This window comes from Streptomyces graminofaciens (assembly GCF_030294945.1).
GTDB lineage: Bacteria > Actinomycetota > Actinomycetes > Streptomycetales > Streptomycetaceae > Streptomyces > Streptomyces graminofaciens.
Genome location: NZ_AP018448.1, coordinates 6,119,752 through 6,140,173 on the forward strand (window position 1 = coordinate 6,119,752; position 20,422 = coordinate 6,140,173).

Annotated in this window: 18 protein-coding genes and 1 pseudogene; 8 read left to right on the forward strand and 11 right to left on the reverse strand. The window is 70.4% G+C overall.

Annotated features, from left to right (window positions below; all coding sequences use genetic code 11):
• Positions 1–52 precede the first annotated feature (52 nt).
• Complete coding sequence (locus SGFS_RS26230) at positions 53–2,665, reverse strand: bifunctional FO biosynthesis protein CofGH (RefSeq protein ID WP_286253920.1); 2,613 nt, start codon at positions 2,663–2,665, stop codon at positions 53–55.
• A 112-nt stretch (positions 2,666–2,777) separates the two neighbouring features.
• The gene (locus SGFS_RS26235; protein WP_286253922.1) at positions 2,778–3,626 is read right to left on the reverse strand and encodes an LLM class F420-dependent oxidoreductase; all 849 of its coding nucleotides are present in this window, start codon (positions 3,624–3,626) and stop codon (positions 2,778–2,780) included.
• A 196-nt stretch (positions 3,627–3,822) separates the two neighbouring features.
• Between SGFS_RS26235 and SGFS_RS26240 the strand changes: the two genes are divergently transcribed.
• From SGFS_RS26240 to SGFS_RS26255, 4 genes are all read left to right on the forward strand, one after another.
• Entirely contained in the window at positions 3,823–4,251 is a 429-nt protein-coding gene (locus SGFS_RS26240) for a hypothetical protein (protein ID WP_286253923.1), read from the forward strand.
• A gap of 53 nt (positions 4,252–4,304) precedes the next feature.
• On the forward strand, positions 4,305–5,768 hold the full coding sequence (locus SGFS_RS26245) for a CehA/McbA family metallohydrolase (protein ID WP_286253924.1): 1,464 nt from the start codon (positions 4,305–4,307) through the stop codon (positions 5,766–5,768).
• A gap of 152 nt (positions 5,769–5,920) precedes the next feature.
• Positions 5,921–6,757 carry an SAM-dependent methyltransferase gene (locus SGFS_RS26250; protein WP_286253926.1) on the forward strand — a complete coding sequence of 279 codons (837 nt, stop codon included), beginning with the start codon at positions 5,921–5,923 and terminating at the stop codon, positions 6,755–6,757.
• A gap of 174 nt (positions 6,758–6,931) precedes the next feature.
• Positions 6,932–7,339, forward strand: a complete 408-nt coding sequence (locus SGFS_RS26255) for a nitroreductase/quinone reductase family protein (RefSeq protein WP_286253928.1) — start codon at positions 6,932–6,934, stop codon at positions 7,337–7,339.
• A gap of 31 nt (positions 7,340–7,370) precedes the next feature.
• Here the strand turns inward: SGFS_RS26255 and SGFS_RS26260 are convergent, their stop codons facing one another.
• Positions 7,371–8,174: an alpha/beta fold hydrolase gene (locus SGFS_RS26260; protein ID WP_286253929.1), complete on the reverse strand. Its 804-nt coding sequence runs from the start codon at positions 8,172–8,174 to the stop codon at positions 7,371–7,373.
• 177 nt (positions 8,175–8,351) lie between these two features.
• Here SGFS_RS26260 and SGFS_RS26265 point away from each other — a divergent pair, with 177 nt between their 5' ends.
• Complete coding sequence (locus tag SGFS_RS26265; RefSeq protein WP_286253930.1) at positions 8,352–9,116, forward strand: calcium-binding protein; 765 nt, start codon at positions 8,352–8,354, stop codon at positions 9,114–9,116.
• Positions 9,117–9,247: 131 nt separating this feature from the next.
• Here SGFS_RS26265 and SGFS_RS26270 read toward each other — a convergent pair whose 3' ends face one another.
• Positions 9,248–9,772, reverse strand: coding sequence for a nucleoside/nucleotide kinase family protein (locus tag SGFS_RS26270; RefSeq protein WP_286253931.1), 525 nt, complete (start codon positions 9,770–9,772; stop codon positions 9,248–9,250).
• A 103-nt stretch (positions 9,773–9,875) separates the two neighbouring features.
• Between SGFS_RS26270 and SGFS_RS26275 the strand changes: the two genes are divergently transcribed.
• Positions 9,876–10,433 (forward strand): isochorismatase family protein, encoded by a 558-nt coding sequence (locus SGFS_RS26275; protein WP_286260067.1) that lies wholly within the window; start codon positions 9,876–9,878, stop codon positions 10,431–10,433.
• A gap of 23 nt (positions 10,434–10,456) precedes the next feature.
• Here the strand turns inward: SGFS_RS26275 and SGFS_RS26280 are convergent, their stop codons facing one another.
• The 6 genes from SGFS_RS26280 to SGFS_RS26305 form a co-directional block, all read right to left on the reverse strand.
• Entirely contained in the window at positions 10,457–11,014 is a 558-nt protein-coding gene (locus SGFS_RS26280) for a hypothetical protein (protein ID WP_286253932.1), read from the reverse strand.
• A gap of 85 nt (positions 11,015–11,099) precedes the next feature.
• A complete protein-coding gene (locus SGFS_RS26285) occupies positions 11,100–12,092 on the reverse strand; it encodes a phosphotransferase enzyme family protein (protein ID WP_286253933.1) in 993 nt (330 codons plus the stop codon).
• A 172-nt stretch (positions 12,093–12,264) separates the two neighbouring features.
• Positions 12,265–13,740 carry an aldehyde dehydrogenase family protein gene (locus SGFS_RS26290; protein ID WP_286253934.1) on the reverse strand — a complete coding sequence of 492 codons (1,476 nt, stop codon included), beginning with the start codon at positions 13,738–13,740 and terminating at the stop codon, positions 12,265–12,267.
• Complete coding sequence (locus SGFS_RS26295; RefSeq protein WP_286253936.1) at positions 13,737–15,470, reverse strand: N-acyl-D-amino-acid deacylase family protein; 1,734 nt, start codon at positions 15,468–15,470, stop codon at positions 13,737–13,739. The genes SGFS_RS26290 and SGFS_RS26295 overlap by 4 nt, the downstream gene beginning before the upstream one ends.
• A 115-nt stretch (positions 15,471–15,585) precedes the next feature.
• Positions 15,586–16,713: an LLM class flavin-dependent oxidoreductase gene (locus SGFS_RS26300; RefSeq protein WP_350284013.1), complete on the reverse strand. Its 1,128-nt coding sequence runs from the start codon at positions 16,711–16,713 to the stop codon at positions 15,586–15,588.
• Between the two features lie 128 nt (positions 16,714–16,841).
• Positions 16,842–17,597: an SDR family NAD(P)-dependent oxidoreductase gene (locus SGFS_RS26305; RefSeq protein ID WP_286253937.1), complete on the reverse strand. Its 756-nt coding sequence runs from the start codon at positions 17,595–17,597 to the stop codon at positions 16,842–16,844.
• 196 nt (positions 17,598–17,793) lie between these two features.
• Between SGFS_RS26305 and SGFS_RS26310 the strand changes: the two are divergent.
• Together SGFS_RS26310 and SGFS_RS26315 are read left to right on the forward strand one after the other, a co-directional pair.
• Positions 17,794–18,533: pseudogene (locus tag SGFS_RS26310) on the forward strand (hypothetical protein).
• A gap of 130 nt (positions 18,534–18,663) precedes the next feature.
• Positions 18,664–19,455 carry a hypothetical protein gene (locus SGFS_RS26315; RefSeq protein ID WP_286253938.1) on the forward strand — a complete coding sequence of 264 codons (792 nt, stop codon included), beginning with the start codon at positions 18,664–18,666 and terminating at the stop codon, positions 19,453–19,455.
• 115 nt (positions 19,456–19,570) lie between these two features.
• On the opposite strand, the gene SGFS_RS26320 is transcribed toward SGFS_RS26315, so the two are convergent.
• The gene (locus tag SGFS_RS26320; RefSeq protein ID WP_434028073.1) at positions 19,571–20,371 is read right to left on the reverse strand and encodes a response regulator transcription factor; all 801 of its coding nucleotides are present in this window, start codon (positions 20,369–20,371) and stop codon (positions 19,571–19,573) included.
• Positions 20,372–20,422: the final 51 nt, after the last annotated feature.

Genomic DNA, 20,422 nt, shown 5'->3' on the forward strand with positions numbered 1-20,422 from the left:
CTTTACGCGGACGACTGCGCCCGGCGACGTCCGCCGCCGGGCGCCGAACACCTCAGTCCAACACCGGCAGCAGCTCCGGCAGATGCCCGTCCGACACCGCCGCCGCCCGCTGCCGTTCCTCCGTCACCTCGCCGTACAGCGTCGTCCGCGGACGCGCCGGGCGGCCCGCCACCTCCGCGACCGCGATCAGGTCCTTCACCGACTTGTAGGAGCCGTACGAGGAACCCGCCATCCGCGAGATCGTCTCCTCCATCAGCGTGCCGCCCAGGTCGTTCGCGCCGGAGCGGAGCATCTCCGCCGCGCCCTCCGTGCCGAGCTTCACCCAGCTGGTCTGGATGTTGGGGATCCAGGGGTGGAGGAGGAGACGGGCCATCGCCGTCACCGCGCGGTTGTCGCGCAGGGTGGGGCCGGGGCGGGAGATGCCCGCCAGGTAGACCGGCGCGTTCGTGTGGACGAAGGGGAGCGTCACGAACTCCGTGAAGCCGCCCGTCTGCTGCTGGATGCGGGCCAGGGTGCGCAGGTGCCCCAGCCAGTGGCGAGGCTGGTCCACATGCCCGTACATCATCGTCGAGGACGACCGGATGCCGACCTCGTGCGCCGTCGTGACGACCTCGATCCAGGTGGCCGTCGGCAGCTTGCCCTTCGTCAGGACCCAGCGGACCTCGTCGTCGAGGATCTCGGCGGCCGTGCCGGGGATGGTGTCGAGGCCCGCCTCCTTCGCCGCCGTCAGCCACTCGCGGATGGACATGCCGGTGCGCGTCGCGCCGTTCACGATCTCCATCGGGGAGAAGGCGTGGACGTGCATACCGGGGACGCGCTCCTTCACCGCCTTCGCGATGTCGAAGTACGCCGTGCCGGGCAGGTCGGGGTGGATGCCTCCCTGCATGCAGACCTCGACCGCGCCCACGTCCCACGCCTGCTGCGCCCGGTCCGCGACCTGCTCCAACGACAGCGTGTAGGCGTCCGCGTCGGTGCGGCGCTGCGCGAAGGCGCAGAAACGGCAGCCGGTGTAGCAGACGTTGGTGAAGTTGATGTTCCGGGTGACGATGTACGTGACGTCGTCGCCGACGGCCGCCTTGCGCACGTCGTCCGCGATCCGGGTGAGCGCGTCCAGCGCCGGGCCGTCCGCGTGCAGCAGGGCGAGGGCTTCGGAGTCGGACAGCTTGGTCGGATCGTCGGCCGCCGTGCGCAGCGCGTCCCGTACGTCCGTGTCGATGCGCTCCGGCGCCATGCCGGGCGCCGCCGCCTCGCGCAGGGCGCCCCAGTCGCCGTACACCACGTCGAAGTCGTCCCGGCGGTCGGACGTACGGCCGTCGGTGTCGATGGTCCGGTGCAGATCCGTACGGCCGGTGGCCTCGAAGACCTCCTCCGGTTCCTGCCAGGGCAGGCCCTCGGGCAGGGCCTGCGGGCGGGCCAGCCCCGTCTCCGGGTCGGCCAGCGCCCGTACGTGCGGCAGCAGACGGGGGTCGAGCCAGGGCTCGCCCCGGTTGACGAACTCCGGGTACACGCACAGCCGTTCGCGCAGCTCGAACCCGGCGGCCCGCGACCGCTCGGTCAGCTCCTCGATCTGCGGCCAGGGGCGCTCGGGGTTCACATGGTCGATCGTCAGGGGCGAGACCCCGCCCCAGTCGTCGATGCCCGCGCCGATGAGCCGCTCGTACTCGCTGTCGACGAGGTTCGGCGGGGCCTGGAGGCAGGCGGACGGCCCCATCACATGGCGGGCCACGGCCACGGTCGCCACCAGTTCGTCCAGCTCCGCGTCCGGCATGCCGCGCATCGCGGTGTCCGGCTTGGCGCGGAAGTTCTGGATGATCAGTTCCTGGATGCCGTGGTACGCGCGGGAGACGCGGCGCAGGGCGAACAGCGACTCGGCACGCTCCTCGAACGTCTCCCCGATGCCGATCAGAATCCCCGAGGTGAAGGGGACGGACGAACGCCCGGCGTCCTCCAGGACCCTCAGCCGTACGGCGGGCTCCTTGTCCGGCGAGCCGTGGTGCGGTCCCCCGGGCTCGGACCACAACCGCGTCGCCGTCGTCTCCAGCATCATGCCCATGCTCGGCGCGACGGGCTTGAGCCGCTGGAAGTCGGTCCAGGACATGACGCCGGGGTTGAGGTGGGGCAGCAGCCCCGTCTCCTCCAGGATGCGGATGGAGATGGCACGGACGTACGCGATGGTGTCGTCGTACCCGTGCGCGTCGAGCCACTCGCGGGCCTCCGGCCACCGCTCCTCCGGCTTGTCGCCGAGGGTGATGAGGGCTTCCTTGCAGCCGAGGGCGGCGCCGCGACGGGCCACGTCGAGCACCTCGTCGGGCGACATGAACATCCCGTGGCCGGCTCGCCGCAGCTTGCCGGGGACGGTGACGAAGGTGCAGTAGTGGCACTTGTCGCGGCAGAGCCGGGTGAGGGGGATGAAGACGCTCTTGGAGTAGGTGATGACGCCGGGCCGACCGGCGTCCGCGAGACCGACGTCGCGCACCCGCGCGGCCGACGCGGCGAGGTCCTCCAGATCGGCGCCGCGCGCCTGAAGCAGCACGGCCGCCTCACCGACGTCGAGGGCGACCCCGTCACGGGCGCGTTTGAGGGCGCGACGCATGGAGTTCACGGTCGGGCCGGTGCCCTGGGGGCGCTCGGTGGGTCCGGTTCCGGAGGTCGCGGAGTTCGTCATTTCTTGAGCATACGTTCGACCTGGTCAGAGGTGAGGGGGACGCCCGTGTCCCCCGAAGGAGAGGTCGTTACACGGTGGAACTGGCACCACCCCTCCGAGAAGGTGAAGGCGCCTACGACACGAACACACCCAACTGATCCAACAACCCCAACGCCTCCCCCTCACCCACCGGAGGCAACTGCACCACGACCTCCTCGACCCCCAACTCCGCGTAGTGCGCCAACTTGCCCACACTCGGCTGAACGGCATACGGCACGACCTGCAACGCCGCGGGATCGCGCCCCGCATCCGCCCAAGCCCCCCGCAACACCGGCAGCGCCTCCGTCAACCCCCGCCCCCCGATCGGCAGCCACCCGTCCGCGAACTCACTGATGTGCGCGAACAGCTTCGGCCCCGCCGACCCACCGATCAGCGTGCGCGGCCCGACGACCGGCCCACGCGGCTTCTGCACGGGCTTCGGATACGCGTACGACGCCCGTACGCTCCCGAACTCGCCCTCGTACGCCGTCGGCTCCTCCGCCCACAGCGCCCGCATCAACGCCATCCGGTCCCGGACCAGCTCGCGCCGCGTACGCCAGCGGACGCCGTGGTCGTCGGCCTCCTCGACGTTCCAGCCGTAGCCGAGGCCGAGGGTGAGGCGGCCGCCGGAGAGGTGGTCGACGGTCGCGATCTGCTTGGCCAGGTCGATCGGGTCGTGCTGGGCGACGAGCGTGATGCCCGTGCCGAGGCCGAGCGTCTCGGTGACGGCGGCGGCCTGGCCGAGCGCCACGAACGGGTCGAGCGTGCGACCGTACTCGGGCGGCAGGTCGCCGCCCGCCGGGTACGGGCTGGTCCGCTCGACGGGGATGTGCGTGTGCTCGGGGAGATAGAGCCCGGCGAAGCCCCGCTGCTCCAGCTCACGGGCGAGCCGGGTGGGGGCGATCGTCTCGTCGGTGAGGAAGATCGTCACGGAGATGCGCATGTGTCCATCTCTACCGGGGTGCGGAACGCTTGTCGATACCGACCGGTCGGCATCAATGTCACATCTCCGCCTGGTGTAGCGGGCTACACCACGCATCCGGGAGGACGGTCCCTCGTGGCGGCGGGCGGCCGACGGAATCGTGGTCCTCAGAGATCAGCACCGATCGAGCCCTCTCCAGCCCCCGAAGGGACCCCCCATGGCCACCGACCGCCCCCGCCGCCCCCGCCCCCGCCGCCCCCGCCGCCGTACGGCCGCCATCGCCACGTCGGCCGCCGCGCTCGCGCTCTCCGTCGGGCTGCTCACCGGCTGCGAGTTCGGCGACACCCTCGACTGCGTGTCGAACGCCGACAAGATCTCCGACAGCCTCCGGGACATCCACAGGGCCGGCTGGGACGCGGTGGAGGACCCCACGAAGACGGACGAGTCCATCGACACGATCGAGAAGAACCTCGACAAGATCGACGACGAGACGGGCGGGGACGACAACGACGTCGACAAGGCGGTCGACGACCTCTCCGAGGCCGTCAAGGACTACAACCAGTCCATCCTCGACGGCGACACCAGCCCCGACTCCAGCAGGATCGACGCGGCGGCCGACAAGCTGAAGGACGTGTGCACGTCGTAACGGCATCCGCTCGGTCAGTGACGGCCGCGACCGCCGCGCCTACGTTGGGAGGCATGACCTTCGCGACGAGCGGCGCCGGGGCCGAGGCCGGGGACGGGGACGGGGACAGGGACGGCGACCGGCAGAAGCGCACGATCCGGGGGACCCTCCCCGCCGGCTCCCCCGACTTCGTGTACGTACCGGTCGAAGTCCCGCCCGGTGTAAGGGAGTTGCGGGTCTCGTACACCTACGGGAAACCGACCGTCCCGGCGGGCACGACGGGCAACGCCCTCGACATCGGCGTCTTCGACGAGCGCGGCACCGAGCTCGGCGGCAAGGGCTTCCGGGGCTGGTCGGGTGGCGCGCGCACGGAGTTCTTCATCCGCGCGGACGACGCGACACCCGGCTATCTCCCCGGCCCGGTCCGCCCCGGCACCTGGCACATCGCGCTGGGCCCGTACACGGTGGCGCCGGACGGGCTGCCGTACGAGATCACGATCACCCTCACCCACGGCAGTCCGGGCACGCCCGTGCGGACCGTGTACCCGCCGGAGCGGGCCGGGGGCCGGGGCCGGGACTGGTACCGCGGCGACTGCCACCTCCACTCCTGGTACTCGGACGGCCGCCGCACCCCCGCCGAGATCGCGGCGCTCGCGCGGGCCGCCGGACTCGACTTCATCAACAGCTCGGATCACAACACCCCCTCCGCACACGCCCATTGGGCAGGTGAGGCAGGCGACGACCTCCTGATCCTGCTGGGCGAGGAGGTGACGACGAGGAACGGTCATGTCGTCGCCCTCGGCACGGACCCGGGCACGTTCGTCGACTGGCGCTACCGGGCCCGGGACAACCGCTTCGGCAGGTTCGCGCGGGAGATCCGCCGTGCCGGGGGCCTGGTCGTCCCGGCCCATCCGCACGCGACCTGCGTCGGCTGCAACTGGAAGTTCGGCTTCGGCGAGGCCGACGCCGTCGAGGTGTGGAACGGCGCGTACTCGCCGGAGGACGAGATGGCGCTGGCCGGCTGGGACGGGATGCTCGTCGCCTCGGTACGGCAGGGGCGTGACTGGATCCCGGCGATGGGCAACAGCGACGCCCACCGCGACCCCGACCCGGTCGGCCGCCCACAGACGGTCGTGCTGGCCGACGACCTGACCAGGGAGGCCATCCAGGCCGGGCTGAGGGCGGGCAGGTCGTACGTCGCCGAAGCGAAAGACGTGTCGGTGTCATTCACGGCGTCCGGGCCGCGCGGCGAGCACGCGGGCATCGGCGAGCGCCTGACGGTGGCGCCGGACGCCCAGGTCACGGTCCGCCTGGAGGCCACGGGCGCCCCCGGCTGCACCCTTCGCATCATCACCGACCAGGGTGTCCTGTTCACCTCGGCCCCGCTCCCGGAGTCGGGCACCGGCTCGGCCCAGTGGCGTACGACGGCCTCGTACGCGGCGTACGTACGGGCCGAGCTCCGCCATCCGCCCGTCGTCCCCGGCCACCCGGGCCCGATGGCGGCGTTCACGAACCCGATTTTCCTCGGGCGGCGATGAGCCGTCCGGGCCCCCGGCGCGCCAGCGGGGGGAACCGCCGTACGAGACAGGGTCGTTGAAGCGTAAATTGTGCGATGCGGCACGCGCACGCACGCGGGTGCGAATGTGGCGCCGCGCGACCAAGAACACGCTCGGCGGAGGAGACGGCGCCCATGACCGACCACGCGACCACCCCCGAAGGCACCCCGGCAGGGGCCGGACGGGTGAAGGTGGACACCTCGGTGCCCGCCTCCGCCCGCATCTGGAACTACTGGCTGGGCGGCAAGGACAACTACCCCGTGGACGAGGCGGCCGGCGACGCGTACGCCACCGCCTTCCCCGGCATCGTGACCATCGCCCGCAGCAGCCGCGCGTTCCTGCGCCGCAGCATCCGCCATCTGGTCGAGGAGGCCGGTGTCCGCCAGTTCCTGGACGTCGGCACCGGCCTGCCCACCGAGGACAACACCCACCAGGTCGCCCAGCGCAGCGCCCCGGAGGCCAGGATCGTCTACGTCGACAACGACCCCCTGGTCCTCGCCCACGCCCGCGCGCTGCTCTACTCCTCGCCGGAGGGCGCGACCGCGTACGTCGACGCCAGCCTGTACGAGCCCGAGCGCATCCTGGAGGCGGCGGCCCAGACCCTGGACCTGACCCGCCCCACCGCCCTGATCCTCAGCGGCATCCTGGGCCACGTCGGCGACTACGACGAGGCCCGCGACATCGTCAGCCGCCTCCTCGCGGGCCTCCCCTCCGGCAGCTACCTCTCCATCAACGACGGCTCCCGGGGCACCGACCCCGAATACGAACGCGCCCAGGACGGCTACAACGAGACCGGCGCCGTCCCGTACTTCCTGCGCCCCGTCGACAAGATCACCGGCTTCTTCGACGGCCTGGAGCTGGTGGAGCCGGGCGTGGTGTCGGTACCGCTGTGGCGACCGGACGGGACGGGCCCGGGGAAGGGCGAGCCGAAGCCGATCGGGCAGCACGGGGGGCTGGGGCGCAAGGCGTAGCGGTCGTAGCGGCCGTGGGCGTGGGGTGCGGGGTGCGCAGGCCGCCGTAACCGCTATAGCCGGTTACGGCGGCCTGAGCACCCCGGCGCCCGCCGACGCATTCCGATCCTGTATCCCTGGTACGTACGCCGGACCACGCCGGAGACAACCCCTCCCACCAAGGAGTCCAGGCCGATGCCGCGCCCCACGGACCTCAGCCTCAAGCAGCGAGCGATCACGGCCTTCCAGCGCCGGGTCGCCAACCCGCTCACGCGCCGCCTCCCGCTCCAGACCGTCCTGGAGACCACGGGCCGCAAGTCCGGCCTCCCACGCCGCACCCCGTTGGGCGGCCGCCGCGTCGGCGACACCTTCTGGCTGGTCTCGGAGTACGGCGAGAAGTCCCAGTACATACGGAACCTCAAGGCCGACCCGAGGGTCCGCGTCCGCATCCGGGGCCGCTGGCACGAGGGAACGGCACAGGTGCTCCCCGACGACGACCCCATCGCCCGCCTGCGCGCACTGCCGAGGATGAACAGCACGGCGGTACGGCTGCTGGGCGAGCGGGCGGGGCTACTGACGGTACGGGTGGACCTGACGAGCTGACGAGCTGAGACGCCGGAGGGGCCCCTGGGGATCACCCCGCCTCGGCGTACAACTCCACGATCAGCCGCGCGATGTCGTCCGGCGCGCGCAGGGTCGGGAAGTGGTCGCAGCCCGGGTGGCGTACGAGCCGGCAGCCGGGGATGCGGTCGGCCACGGCCTCGTTGAAGCGCACGACCTCCGGCTGATCCTTCTCCCCCAGCAGCAGCGTGCACGGCATACCCAGCTCACCGAGCCGCTCGAAGACCGGCGGGTCCGGGATGTCGTGACCGTACGTCGTGAACCAGGCGGGAATCGCGGAGCGCAGGGCCTCGGCGGCCAAGGCATCCGGCGCCACACCGGCCGCCCCCCACACCCGCAGGGACAGCTGGACGAGCCCGTCCATGTCCTGCGCCATGGCCAGCCTCCCGATCTCCTCCAGCAACTCGGGCGACTCCAGGCCCTCACCACCCCTGACCCCCGGCACGAGCAGCCCGAGCGCGGCCACCCGCTCCGGCTCCTCCAGCGCGAAGCTGATCGCCGTGGCCCCGCCGGCGCTCGTCCCCACGACGACGGCCCGCCGTACCCCGAAGTGTTCGAGCACCGCCCGCAGATCCCCCACCTGCGTATACGTCGCACCGGGCTTCGGCGACCGCCCGTACCCCCGGGCGTCGTACCGGATCACCCGATACCGCCCGTCGAGCCCCGGCAGCACGGGATCCCAGAGCCGGGAGTCCCCGACAGCCGCGTGCAACAGCACGAGCGGCACCTCTCCCCCGGCCACTCCCCCACCCGCCCCGATCTCCTCGGCCCAGACCTCGCCACCGTCGACATCGACCATGTGCTCCACGCGTTCCATACGGAAAACCGTGCCCGCCCACCGAACCGACCCGAAAGACCCAAACAGGTCGAACAGCAGACGGCCGGCGCACGACGGGCACGGAATGCGCGCCAGGTTGCGTAATTTCACTGATCATCGCGGGGGCGCACGCCTGGGAGAGTGAGCGCGTAGACAACCGAATTGGGGGCAACACGCATGCGCACACGTATACGCATCCATTCGCTGACCGCCGCACTGACCGGCGCCCTGGCCCTTTCCTCCCTGGCGGCACCGGCCGCGGAGGCCGCCGGGGCCGAGCCGACGATCACGGACGTCGTGGTCAACGGCGGGGCGGAGTTGGCGCTGGGCCCCACCGCGCCCAAGACCTTCAAGGTGAGCGTCACGGCCCATCATGCCTCCGGCATCAAGGGGATGGACATCATCGTGAGCTTGCCGTCCTACGTCCACAGCAGGTCGGACCGCGGCCTCACCTGCACCGCCGCCGGCGCCACGACCTCGACCTGCACCGGCTCCTGGACGGTGGTCACGAGCGGCTTCTACGGCAACGACCCGGCCGACGACCCCTGGTACGTCAAGGCCACGGTGGACGCAAACGACGGCAACTGGATGACCACGAGCACGGCCGACACCTTCACGGTCCGACGCCTGGCCAAGCTGACGGCGAACGCCACCCCCGAGCCGGTGACCAGGAACACCACCCTCACGGTGACGGGCAAACTGATCCGCGCCAACTGGGAGACCCACAAGAACGCGGGGTACGCGGGCCGCAAGGCACAACTCCAGTTCCGCAAGGCGGGCACGACGACGTACACGACGATCAAGACGGTGACCACCGGTACGAACGGCACCCTGAAGACAAGGACGAAGGCGACGTCGGACGGCTACTGGCGCTGGTACTTCCCCGGCAACTCGACGACGTCGACGGCGACCGCGAAGGGCGACTACGTGGACGTGCGCTGAGCGGCGGCGCTCAGCGGGGGCGCTCAGCGGGGGCGCTCAGCGGGGGCCCGGCCGCCTCGCCACAAAGACGAACTCCTGTGCTCACTGAAGGTAGGCGAACTCGGCAGTTGGCACCCCTCTCTCAAGCCACGTCAGCTCTTGACGGCCTCTGCGATCCGCAGGGCCGCCTGGGCGGGCGTGAGGTGCGTGGTGTCGACGACCTCGGCCTCGGCGTGCAGCCACGTGCGGGCCGCCTCCGCGTAGGGCTCAAGGTATTTGAGACGGAACGGGGAGTTGGGACCAAGAACGGTGTCCCCCGCGATGCGCCCGCGGAGGGTGTCCTGGTCGGCGTGGAGGACGAAGTGCCGTACCGGAATGGCATGGTGGGCGAGGCCCGTGCTGATCTCGCGCCAGTACTGCTCGACCAGCACGGTCATGGGAATCACCAGGGTGCCGCCGGTGTAGTCGAGTACGCGGCGGGCGGTCTCGACGACGAGCGGTCGCCACGGCGGCCAGTGCTGGAAGTTGTCCGTCACGGGCAGCCCCGGCGTGATGTCCATGAGTGTCTCGCCGACCTTCTCGGCGTCGAACACCCGTGAATCCGGGATCAGCTGCTGCACGAGTGGACTGGTCGTCGTCTTGCCCGCGCCGTGGGTGCCGTTGAGCCATACGATCATGGGACCCAACGCTAGCGCTGTGCGGGACGTTCGTTCCGGCTGTTGTCAGGGGGTGGGGCTACCGTGCGTGGGGACAGCAACTCCGTGTGCGTAGGGGGAGATCCTGACCACTCTCGAAAACCGGCCGAACACCGCGCTTCTCGTCGTCGATGTACAGAAGGGCGTCGTCGCCGAGGCCCATGAGCGCGACGCCGTCGTTGCGAACGTGGCGGCCCTGGTCGAAAAGGCGCGGCGGGAACAGGTCCCCGTCGTCTGGGTACAGCACTCCGACGAGGAATTGGTGAAGGAGAGCGACGACTGGCGGATCGTCCCCGAGCTGACTCCGGGCGACACCGAACCGCTCGTCCACAAGAGCTACGGCGACTCCTTCGAGGACACCACCCTCGAAACCGTGCTGTCGGGCCTCGAAGTCGGTCGGCTCCTCGTGGCCGGCGCCGAGAGCGACGCGTGCATCCGCTCGACGCTTCACGGCGCGCTCGTCAGGGGATACGACGCGACCCTGGTCAGTGACGCCCACACCGCGGGTGACCGGACCGCGTGGGGAGCCCCGCCGCCGGCCCAGGTCATCGCCCACACGAACCTGTACTGGACCTACCAGACGGCGCCGGGGCGCACAGCCGGGACCGTCGAGACCAAGGACGTCGACTTCGGCACGTCCTGATCACGCCTGTGATCGCTCGTGGTTCACTTCTGCCTCGGCAAGGCACGGGCGAACGCCTCCAGCGCCTCGAAGTCGGGGTCGCGCAGGCCTAGACGCGGGTCCACCCGGTGCAGCAGTGCCGGTGCCTCGTGCCGGGCCGCCACGAACACACGGTCGGGGGCGCCCAGTTCGTCGTCCACCCAGGCGAAGGGGCGGCCCGCCGCGTGCGCGACGAGCGGGCCTGTCTTCCAGAACGTGTCGTCCGGGCCCGGCTCGCGGGCGTCGCGCGTGGCCGGCCAGCGCACCACCGGCAACTCCGGCAGCCCCAGTACCGGCGAGATGAACGTGTTCGCCTCGTCGACCCACGTCGTCGCCCACACCAGGTCGTAGAGCTCGCCCAGTTCCCGCAGCCGCCGCCCGTGGTCCGGGTTGAGCCAGACCCGTAGCGGCTTCACCCGCCGCCATGGCTCGTCCGACTGTCGGGCCAGCCATGCCTTCGGCTTCCAGCGGTGGGTGGTGTAGCCCGGGGGCCGCCGCTCGGGTTTCGCCGCGTACGGGTTCAGGGGTCCGTCCACGTCGACGTAGAGAAGGGGACGACTCATACCGGTTCGCTCCGTTCAGGTCGACCGTTCTCGTCGGCGCTCGCCTCCAGGGTGGTCGAGAGCATGGGGTCGCCGCGCCACGGCGTCACCACTCCTCCGCGACCACTTCCGCCAGCCGGGATACGGCCGTCAGGTCCGGCAGGGTGCTCAGCGTGTCGACGACCTTGTCGCTCGCGAAACGGCGCTGCGCGGCCGTCACCGTCGGGTCGATCGCGCACTCGGCCTGTACGCGGACGAAGTTCAGGTCGGTCGCGAAGAGCATCGAGAAGGCGTCCAGGCTCTTGACGGCCCCGGGGCCGTCGGCGTCCCGGTACGCGCGCACCAGCCGCCGGGCCGTGTCGGCGTCGAAGTGGTTCCCGCCCGACCAGACGTACACGGCTCGGGCGAGTTCGCGCTCCGCCGAGATGGGGCCCGCGTTGTCCCAGTCGAGGAGGACGGGGGTGCCGGTGGGGCCGACGAGTACGTTCTGCGGGCGCATGTCGAGGTGGGACGTCACCACGTCGCCGGGGGCGGACGGTGTCACGTGCGCGGCCAGTTCCACCGCCGGGCCGGCGACGAACCGGCCCAGTTCGTCCGCCCAGGGCACGCCGGCCCGCCGTACCCGCTCGTACAGCTCCGCCCAGTCGGACTCCTGTGGGCACTTCTCGTACCAGGCGTCCGGGGTCGCACCTTCGCCCTCCCCCGCCCGGTGCAGGATGGCCAGGGTCCGGCCGCACCAGCTCGCCGTCGACGGGTCGGCGGGGTCCGCCTCCGTCCCGTCGACCCAGTCGTACAGCTTCACGTACGACCCGCCGAACGCGTCGGGGAGGTGCGTGACGTGCGTGCCGGAGCGGTTCGGCAGGAGCCGGGGCGCGGAGATCCCGAGCTTCTCGGCGGCGTCACGCAGCGCGGACTCCCGCTCGACCTGACGCTCGTCACAGCCGAAGAGAAGCTCCTTCACCGCCCACGAGGAACCGGCCGCCCCCTCCTGGGACAGCTTCCAGATCTGGCCGAGCGCGCCCCGGGTGACGGGCGTCATCGTCCACGGTCCGGGGCCGAGCGCATGGGCGTCCGCGATGAAGTCCCCCGTGTTCCGCATGTGGTTCCTCTCGTCCGGCGGTGTCGGCGCCGCCCGCCGTCGAGAAGGGCGACGCGTGACACTCTCCAGGCTCGGCGAGCCGATCACCACGGATTTTGATCCACCGATCACCGATCACCGATCCACGGATCCACGGATCCACCGCCCGGACGCCGTACGACCGCGGCCCCTCTCACCCCCGCCAGACGATCGCCTGCATCTCGCTGTACGCGTGCAGCGCGTAGGACCCCACGTCCCTGCCCACCCCGCTCTTCTTGAAGCCGCCGAAGGGGGCCTCCATGTTGCGGCCGACCGTGTTCACGCCGACCCCGCCGGCCCGTAGTCGCCGGGCCACCCGGAAGGCGCGGGCCACGTCGGCGGACCAGACGTAGTCGATGAGGCCGTAGTCGCTGTCGTTGGCCAGCCGTACCGCCTCCTCCTCGTCCTCGAAGGGGAGGACCACGACCACCGGGCCGAAGATCTCCTCCCGGACCACCCGCATGTCGGGGGTGCAGTCGGCGAGGAGGGCGGGGGCCACGTAGAAGCCGGTGTCGAACGGCGGGCGTTCGCCGCCCGTCACCACCCTCGCGCCCTCCTTGCGGCCCAGTTCGACGTACGACTCCACGCGGTTCCGATGAGCGGCGGAGATCACCGGGCCGACCACCGTGCCGGAATCGCGGGGGTCGCCGACCGGCAACCGGCGGGCGTATGCGGCCAGTTGGTACACCACACGGTCGTACACGCCCCGCTGCGCGAGCACCCGGGTCGGGGCCGTGCAGATCTGGCCGCTGTAGAAGGAGAACGTCGTGCCGATGCCGGACACCGCCGAGTCCACGTCCGCGTCGTCGAAGACGACGGCCGCGCCCTTGCCGCCGAGTTCCATCAGCTGGCGCTTCATCGAGCGCCCGCAGACCTCGGCGATACGCTGCCCGACCGCCGTCGAGCCGGTGAAGCTCACCATGTCCACGTCCGGCGAATCCACCGCCGCCTCGCCCACCTCGGGGGCCGAGCCGCTCACCACGTTCACCACACCCGGCGGCACGCCGGCCGCCTGGAGCGCCTCGGCCATGCGGTACACCGACAGGGGGTCCTGCGGGGCCGGTTTCACCACCACCGTGTTGCCCATGGCCAGGGCGGGGGCGATCTTGCCGGCCGGGTTCGCCCAGGGGTTGTTGTACGAGGTGATGCAGGTGACGACGCCGACGGGCTGGCGTACGGCCAGGGCGCCCATGACGGCGGAGGCTCCGAACGGGCCCGCCTCGTTGATCTGGGGCGCGATGGGCTCCTCCACCGGCTCCACGCGGGCGTACCGCTGGAAGCGGGCGGCGGCCACCCCGACCTGCATCCCGCGCGCCGTTCCCGTCGTCGCGCCGGACTCCGCCCGGGCCAGTTCGGCGTGCGGGACGAGGTCGCGCCGGATCAGCTCGGCGGCCTTCGCCAGCACCGCCGCCCGCTCCTCCGGCCGCGTCCGCGACCACCCGCCGAACGCCTCCCGCGCCGCGGCGGCGGCCGCGTACACCTGACCCCGCGAGGCCTCCGGCGCCCACCCGACGACGCCCTCGGTCGCCGGGTCGACCACCTCGTAGTGCCCACCGTCGGGCTCGACCCACGAGCCGCCGATGAACAGCCGTACGGGCTCGGGCACAAGCGCGGGCACTTGACGGGTCACCGGGTACTCACCGTCTCCGTGTCCCGTCCGGAGCGCAGCACCTTCCCCGGCACCGCCCCGGTCACCACGTCGTCGCGGATCGCCTCGACGCCGTTCACCCACACCGCCCGTACGCCGATCGCCCTGGAGTCGAGGCGGGGGCTGTCGCCGGGCAGGTCGTGGACGAGGGTGGCCTTGCCGGCGTCGATGCGTTCGGGGTCGAAGAGGACGAGGTCGGCGTGCCAGCCCTCGCGCACCCGCCCCCGCTCCCGCAGCCCGAACAGCCGGGCCGGGTCGTCGGTCAGCATCCGTACCGCCTGCTCCAGGCCCACCAGCTTCCGGCCGCGCAGACAGTCCCCGAGGAAGCGCGTGGTGTACGGGGCCCCGCACATGCGGTCCAGATGGGCGCCCGCGTCCGAGCCTCCCAGCATCACGTCCTCGTGCTGCCAGGTCTCGGCGCGCAGGGCCCAGCTCGCCGGGTCGTTGTCGGTCGGCATGGGCCACAGGACCGTACGGAGGTTGTCGGCCGCGCAGATCTCGACCAGGCACTCGAACGGCTCCTGCCCCCGCTCCTCCGCGATCTCCCGCACCACCCGCCCGGTCAGGCCCTCGTTCGCCTCGCTGTAGGTGTCGCCGATGACGTACCGACCGAAGTTGACCAGCCGCCGGAAGACGCCCGCCTCCTTGCTGTGCGCCCGCCGCAGCATCTCGGCGCGCACGGACGGGTCCCGCAGCCGCTCGATCCGCTCCGGCACGGGCAGTCCCAGGACCGGGCCCCAGCCGGGGATGAGGTTCAGGGCGCAGAAGGTGCCGAGGGACATGTTCATGGGGGTGAGGATCGGCATGGTGAGCGCCACGACCCGGCCGCCCGCCTTGCGCGCCCGCTCGCTGGCGTACAGCTGCCTCGGTACGCGTTCGGGTACGGCCGCGTCGACGGTCAGGACGTTCCAGTTGAGCGGGCGTCCGGCCGCCGCGCTCATCTCCGCGAAGAGGTCGATCTCCGCGTCGCTGAACTGGTCCAGACAGCCCGCGACGATCGCCTCGATCTGTGTGCCCTCGTGCTCGCCGACCGCCCGGGAGAGCGCGAGCAGTTCGGCGGGCAGCGCGTGCCGGGACGCGACGGGCTTGCCGTCGCCGTCGGAGTGGGTGGAGGACTGGGTGGTGGACAGCCCCCAGGCCCCGGCGTCCATCGCCTCGTGGAACAGCCGCAGCATGGCTGCCATCTGCTCCCCGCTGGGCTGCCCCCCGATCGCGTCCGGCCCCATCACGTACCGCCGGAGCGCGCAATGCCCCACCATGAACCCGGCGTTGACGGCGATCCGCCCCTCCAGGGCGTCCAGATACTCCCCGAAACCGTTCCAGTTCCAGGGCGCCCCCTCCTCCAAGGCGACCAGCGACATCCCCTCGACCTTGGACATCATGCGGCGGGTGTAGTCGGCGTCCTCGGGTCGGTCGGGATTGAGCGGGGCGAGGGTGAACCCGCAGTTCCCCCCGGCGACGGTCGTCACCCCGTGGTTCAGGGACGGCGTGGCGTACGGGTCCCAGAAGAGCTGGGCGTCGTAGTGGGTGTGGGGGTCGACGAAGCCGGGGGCGAGGACGAGACCGCGCGCGTCTTCGGACGTACGGCCGGCCTCGGTGACGTCGTCACCGATGACGGCGATACGACCGTCACGCAGGCCTACGTCGGCGATGCGGGCGGGGGCGCCGGTCCCGTCGACGACGGTCGCACCCTTGATGACGTGGTCGAGCACGAATCGCACCTCCTGGGGCGCCTGGTAAGAGGGGGCTCTTTTCAGGGGCGCGGGGCTGTGTCGATCTGCGGCTACCGCCGCGTGGGCGCGACCAGCCCCCCACCGGCCCGCAGACTCAAACGGCGCTCCCCGCGGAGCGGAACCGCGTGGTCCTGTGCACGGGATCCGTATCGATCTTCGGAATCACATGCTCCCCGACCAGCCGAATCGTCTGCAGGGTCTCCTCCTTCGGCACCCCCACCGGCAATCCGAAGGACAACTGATCCGCCCCGGCCTGCTCCCACCGCTTGCACTGCATGAGCACCTCGTCCGGATCCCCGCAGATCAACAGCTCCTCCTCGATGAGAAGCTCGATGAACTCGGCGTTGTACTCGGGCAGCGTCTCCGGCCAGACGGGGAATCCCTCGGGCCGCGGGAAGGTGTCGTGGTAGCGGAAGACCAGCGACGGCAGGTAGTGCAGCCCGCCCTCGACCGCGATCCGGATCGCCTCGTCGTGCGTCGGCGCACAGATCGCGGTCGTCGTCACCATCACGTTGTCGTTGACGAAGGCCCCGATGGGCTCGGCGTCGACGATCGCCGTCTTGTACTGCTCCAGCACCCACTCCATGTCGGAGACCTTCTGCACGCTGAAGCCGAGGACGCCGAGGCCCTTCCGCGCGGCCATGGCGTACGAGGGCGGCGATCCGGCCGCGTACCACATCGCCGGGTGCGACTTCCCGTACGGCTTCGGCAGGATCTTCCTCGGCGGCAGTGACCAGTGCTTGCCCTGGAAGCCGGCGTACTCGTCCTGGAGCCACATCTTGGGGAACTCGGCGATGGTCTCCTCCCAGATCTCCTTGGTGTAGTTCATGTCGGTCACACCAGGGATGAACCCGAGGATCTCGTGCGAGCCGGCGCCGCGCCCGCTGCCGAACTCGAAGCGGTTGCCGGTGAGATGGTCGAGCATGGCGACCTTCTCGGCGACCTTCACGGGGTGGTTGACCTGGGCGAGCGGGTTGAAGATCCCCGACCCCAGATGGATCCGCTCGGTCGCGTGCGCCAGATACCCGAGGAAGACGTCGTTCGCCGAGAGGTGCGAGTACTCCTCCAGGAAGTGGTGCTCGGACGCCCAGGCGTACTTGAAGCCGGACTTGTCGGCCTGGATGACGTACTCGGTCTCCTCCATCAGCGCCTTGTGCTCCGCGAGCGGATCGGTCTCGGCCCGCTTGCCCACGTATCCCTGTACAAAGAGCCCGAATTCCAAGGAGGTTCACCGTCCCATGGTCAGGTCCCCACGGCCATTTCTGACTGTGCGTCAGATCTCGATACGGCCGACTGTTCCACCGGCCCCGTGGAGCGTCAATAGCCGAGCCCTCTTCAGCTGACGATCCGTCAGATCAGACTGACCCCCGCCAGCCATCCCCCGTCGATCACGAACGGCTGCCCGGTGATGTACGACGAGTCCTCGCAGGACAGGAAGAGGGCGAGTCGGGCCACCTCCTCGGGCCTGCCGATCCGGCCGAGCGGGACGCGCTTGCGGTAGAGGCGGGCGACGGACTCCGGGGACGCGCCCTCGCCGGGGTCGGTCATCGCGGTGTCGACCGCGCCGGGGCAGACCGCGTTGACCCGGATACCTTTCGCCGCCAACTCCAGCGCGGCCACCCGGGTGAGGCCGACTATCGCGTGCTTGGTCGCGGCGTACGCGCCGACGTACGCCATGCCCGTGATCCCCGTGTACGAGGCGGTGTTGACGATGGTCCCGCCGCCGGCCGCCTCGATCTCGGGGGCGACGGTCCTGATGCCGAGGAATACGCCGACCTGGTTGACCTGTACGACCTGCATGAACTCGTCGAGCGAGGTGTCGAGAAGGGCGTTCAGGCGCAGAATGCCCGCGTTGTTGACGAGGCCGTCGAGGCGGCCGTGGGCTTCCTTGACGGCGGCCACCGCGGCCGCCCAGTCGGCCTCGCGGCTCACGTCGAGGTGGACATAGAGCGCGCCGATCTCCTTGGCCAGCCCCTCGCCCAGGTCGTCGAGGACATCGGCCACCACGACCTCGGCGCCTTCCGCCCTGAACAGCCGGGCCTCCTGCTCCCCCTGGCCGCGCGCGGCGCCTGTGACGAGGACGACACGTCCGTCGAGCTTGCCCATGTGGACTCCCTTCGCGGTGGCGTTGGCCGAGGTCAGCGTACCGCCAGAGCTGACGGAACGTCAGATGTGGTGCGGTTGCTTGCATATGTGATCTCAAGTGACCTGCGAGTAGGGATATTTGACTCTGTCGACAGCCCGTACGGGCCCCAATAATCCTCCATCAGAAGGTAAAGCCACCCCCAAGGAGAAACAGATCATGGCAGCCAAGAGGCGCTTCAAGAACAAGAAGGTCCGATACTTGGCGATCGGTGCTTCACTCGCGACAATCGGGGCCACTGTCACCGTCCTGCTGCCGTCGGCCAATGCCGCCGATGAGCCGACGGTCGACCGGATCATGAGGATGTGCGAAAGGACTGCCAAGCTCAACGGCAAGCAGCAGTCGACGAGGGATTTCGGGGGTGGCCTCGGAGACGGTTTCGAGTCCGACACCTGTGATTTCGTCGAGACGAACTTCGAGGTCTTCGACGGCCCCACGGAGAAGGTCACCGTCGACTTCCCGAACTGCGAGCCGAACGCCACCGAACCCTCCAAGGTGACCACCGAGTTCTCGAAGGCGGTGGGCCAGGGTCAGGGCAAGTACACCGCGACCCAGCAGGGCGCCCTCGGCGGTCTCTTCGGAGCCCTGAGCGGCGGCTGGGTGAAGCACAAGGGCACGCTGGACATGACCATCAAGACGGCCACCGCCACCGAGTCGGAACAGCGCGAGGTCCCCGTCGGAAAGGTCCTGCACGTGACCTTCACGCCGAAGATGCAGCGCATGACCGGCGAATGGCGGGTGCATCTCGACGCCGACCCCGGCAGCTTCGCCGTGAACCCCTCCCCGAGAAGAACTTCGTGGCACCGGAGGTCGTCGAGGGCCCGGTCATCCGCCCGGGAGCCGCGGGCACGCCCGGCCTCGTGGACGGCACCTCCAAGGCCGTACTCGAGGACTGCTGACCGACCACCGAACCTCACCCCCACCCCACACGCTTCTCCCCCCACCGGACCCCCGGGGATCCTCCCCTCCCCACGGGGCCCTCCCCCCACCAGCATTTTCCCCTTTTCACCCCCCTTGCAGGAGACACAGATGACACGCACCGGGCGCAGCGGCAACCACCGCAGCAAGAAGAAGCGCATCACCCTCGCGCTGGCGCCGGTCGCCGCCCTCGGGCTGGCCGTCCCCCTGATGTACAGCGCGGGTGCCGCGACCCCCAACGAGGTGGCCACGGACTGCCGTACGGACTCCGACAAGCTGGAGAACTGCGAGTTCGTCCCCGTTCAGCACAAGGCCAACAGCTTCGGCCCCAACGAGCGGGTCACCACCGTGACCGACAACTGCGGAATCAGCACCCCGGCGACAAAGTCCTTCAGCGGCACCGCGTCCGTGACACGTGTCGTTCAGCTGGAGGAGGGCTTCAACACGGACGGCAGCACGAAGCTGGCGAGCTCGATCTTCGAGATCGGCGTCAAGTTCGCCACGCAGGAATTCAACATCAAGCGCGACGACACCACCTCGTCGTTCTCCTTCTCCAGGAGCGACACGGTGAAGGCCGACCACATCGCCTTCTTCATGTGGTCCCACAAGCGCACCGACGTGAGCGGGTTCCTGCGGGCCACCTACAAGGAAGAGCAGGACGGCCAGAAGGTGTTCTTCTCCCCCAGTGAGGGGGCCGCCACATCGCACGTCTTCTACCCGCAGCTTCTGCAGAACGGCACCCCGGACGGCCGTCTCTGGCTGCGCAATGTGAAGTGCGGTACGCCACAGGCCAACGGCATTCTCAATAACCAGAACAGCGTCCGCGCCGAGCCCGGGTTCGAGGAGGGCGGCGAGAATGTGTCCGACGTCGAGGTCTCGCTTTCGGACATCACCGTGCAGTAATTCCGAGAACAACCGCGGAAAACACGGCAACGACAGCGGGTGACGGCAGTCCGAGCCCCCGTGCTGGACACGGGGGCTCGTTCTCACTCGCGAAGTGCCATGGATGGGGCAGCAGTCATACGCGGACGGCGGGGGTCGCCCCCAGCCATCTGAGCACCGCCTCCGTACTGCCGCGGGCGCCCAGCTTGGCGTAGATGTTGCTGAGGTTGTTGCGGACGGTCTTCTCGGTGAGCCGGAGGCGCAGCCCGATCTCCTGGGCGCCGAGGCCCGTCGAGAGCAGCTCCATGATCTGGCGCTCCCGAGGCGAGAGCAGCGAACGCAGCCGCTCGGTCTCCTCCGAGCCGCCCCCGCTCATGTCCGGCATCCGCTGGGCGGCCTCGCGCAGGGCGGCGCAGGCGGTCGGCGAGAGATAGGTGTGGCCGACCGTGGCGGCGACGACGGCCGAGGAGAGCATGCAGGTGCAGTAGTCGCCGTCGACCAGATAGCCGGCCCCGCCCCGGAACACCTCGACGACAGTGTCGCTGTCCCGCCGGGGGCTGATCACGATCACCGGAGTGCTGGTGGCCCCCTTGCCCTCCATGCCTCCCATAACCTTCAGCAGCCCCGGATAGGCGACGGCCGGGTCCTCGCAGCGCAGCACGACGACATCCATCCCTCCGTCCACCAGGGCCCGGTAGGGCGGCGACACCCGCAGCACGTGCCCGACGTACGGATCGTCAGGCTCCGGCCAGTCGTCGTGCGGCCAGCAGTCCTCGGCACAGGCGAGCGCGACGGAGAGCTTGCGGTCGGGCAGCGGGACGGGGGCGGGGGTGGGGGCGTGATGCGCCGCCCGGGCAACCGGAAGGGAGCGGGTGGTGCCGACGTGTGGGGAGGTACGGACGTACTGGGAGGTGCGGATGTGCTGTGGGGAGCGCACTTCGCGTGTCCTTCCGCCGAAGCCATGACGTCTGTACATACGTGACTCGGG